Raw genomic sequence first — 2371 nt, forward strand, 5'->3', positions numbered from 1 at the left:
GCAAGCCTTCAGGAGGAGGTCAGGGGGCAGGCTTTATGCAACGGATAGCCGTAGTTCGTGGGGATCCGTCAGGGACAAGCCCTATTATTCTGCGGACTGGATGGCATCGTGGTCATGCAGGCACATGCCGAGGGGCGCCATTCCTAACGCTTGGCTTTGCGGCGCACCGGAGCGCGAGCGTAGGTGCGTCCGACAACAGCCACTGGTTAAGTGTCATTGCTGCGCCTGATTTGCTCGGATCTCTGCTGCTCTAATAGATCCAAAAGTTGATCCGATAAGTCTCGGCGAGTGATGATGGTATCTTCGCTAACCCGCCAAGCAACGCCTGATTCAAAATTGAATCCTGGATAAGCAATATGACTATCAGTTGCCTTATGCGCTCCCGCAGGTTCCATTTTCGCCAAAGGAACTCGAACTCTATTGAAGGCCTTTTTAACTCGGACAAATTCCTGGCGCATACTCTCGGAAACCAGCTCTTTATTCTCGTTTGTGCGCTGAGTCATTGTGCGAACGGCCTCATAGGCCCCAAGCACCCATAAATAGGAAGTCGTGACGTGATCAGTTAAAGCCACATTGGCTTCCAAGTCATTTCTATTTTTATCAAAGTTCTTTATCAATCTCCGGTCTTCCAGAATCAGATTGACATCAAGGCGGCCCAAACTCTGGATATTGGGCATCATGAAGGCATCAAACTTAGCGGTAGAAATTGAGGCTTTTACCCATTGCTCAAGCCTTGAATCCTCAGACATATCTTTCCTTGTGGTCAGCACTCCGCATCACTTAACGCTTTTGTAAAAGGCGCGACGTCAGGAGCGTCCTTTTAACAAACTTGTTAGATTTTCAATCTCTGATTTGGACAATGACTCAAGGTGATTGAGCAGCATTCTTTTTTGCTTTTTCTCCTCTGTATCACCTTCAGGGTCAAATGACAGAAGCAGGTCTGTAAATCCAACATTCCTAATTTCAATTTGACTAGCGTTACCCGACAAGAAGTCTGGAACTTCCGTTCTATATGGGTCGCAAATTATTAACTTTGTATCAGGTATCTTTAGCCAATCACAGAAAACCACGTTTACATGCTCATCCCCAAAGCCATACCCGATGACGACAAGCTCACGAACAGACGTAATTCTGGCCTTAAACTCCTCAAATAACTCTCTAGGTGCGATCTGTTCAAATTTATCTGAGAATTTGTGCCCACCTGAGAGTAGAGATCGTCTTAAAAACTGAAGCTCACCGAAATCATCTGTAATAAAAAGCTCATTGACCCCTCGATTCTCAGACTCTTGGCACTCTTCCAAACTAAGGCTTTCGATATTTCTAACTGATCTAACGTAAGACCCAAATTCTCCGTCTCCGACAGACTTCAGATATCTTCCCATATCCTCTATTGCAAAAATATCAAATGATCCATGCAACTTTATAAGATTGACCCCAGATTCGTTTTTCCCAAAGAAACCTAAGTCGCGTTGTTGGAACTCCGCTTTCGAAACAACTTTGAAATCGCCTAATCGACTATATCCATGCTCACGATCAGAATAGAACCCATCTTTTAGCGGAATCTCGTAGAAAGTACATAATTCCTCGACGATCAAGTCATGATTTAGCGAATAGATATCTAAACTGCCATGTTGTTTGATGATCGATTTAAGACCAAAATAGTCATCAAACCTCAAGCGCATTCTAGATTGACACTTCTCTTGTAATTCCAACAGCAATATCTGGATGCATTCTGTTGTTTGCTTAATTAAGCCGTCGACAGTTTGTTGCTCTTTTCCAGCCGTAGACAATTTCCATATTTCTAGCTCGCTTACCATTTGCTCATAGTGAAAATCGTTATTGCCTATGATTTCCACGAACCGTTGTTTAATCTCTTCACTATCGGAAAAGTTGAAAAGATTTGTATCGATTCTTTTTAAAACATTTTCGCGAAATGTAGCTGTAAATGGCCAAACAAGCGGCATCCCACACTCTACCGAAGCACCTGCGCCTAGAAAAAATGCCAACACTCGGTATGTACTCCTTGGAAATCTAACGCTTGCAGCATGCGCGCCCACGGAATGGAGCCGAAGGCGCAATGCAGTGGGCGTCGCCGTGCCTGCACTGGTTATGTTCGTCTATCACGACGCTCCGCCGCTTCCAACATTTGCGCAAATTCGTTCTGCACAAACTCTTCGTTTACCCCATATTTCTCCCAGAGAGGCAGATACAACCTGGTTAAAATCTCATCCGCCTTCTTGAACTCCGAGAGTATGGACTGGAGCTCCTTTTTCATCTCTTGACGACCCACTGAAGTGGACCCCACCGTCAAGACAGAAAGTGCACGAGTTTAAGCAATGTCCTGAGCCTCACTCGCAGCTGAACAGCGCTG

At 45.1% G+C, this 2371-nt stretch carries 2 protein-coding genes; both read right to left on the bottom strand.

Annotated features, from left to right (window positions below):
* Positions 1–206 precede the first annotated feature (206 nt).
* Positions 207–749 carry a hypothetical protein gene (locus tag FEI13_RS18730; protein ID WP_138183003.1) on the bottom strand — a complete coding sequence of 181 codons (543 nt, stop codon included), beginning with the start codon at positions 747–749 and terminating at the stop codon, positions 207–209.
* A 57-nt stretch (positions 750–806) separates the two neighbouring features.
* A complete protein-coding gene (locus FEI13_RS18735) occupies positions 807–2009 on the bottom strand; it encodes a hypothetical protein (protein WP_138183004.1) in 1203 nt (400 codons plus the stop codon).
* Positions 2010–2371 lie beyond the last annotated feature (362 nt).

It is taken from the genome of Halomonas urmiana (assembly GCF_005780185.1).
In the GTDB taxonomy this organism is placed as follows: Bacteria; Pseudomonadota; Gammaproteobacteria; order Pseudomonadales; family Halomonadaceae; genus Halomonas; species Halomonas urmiana.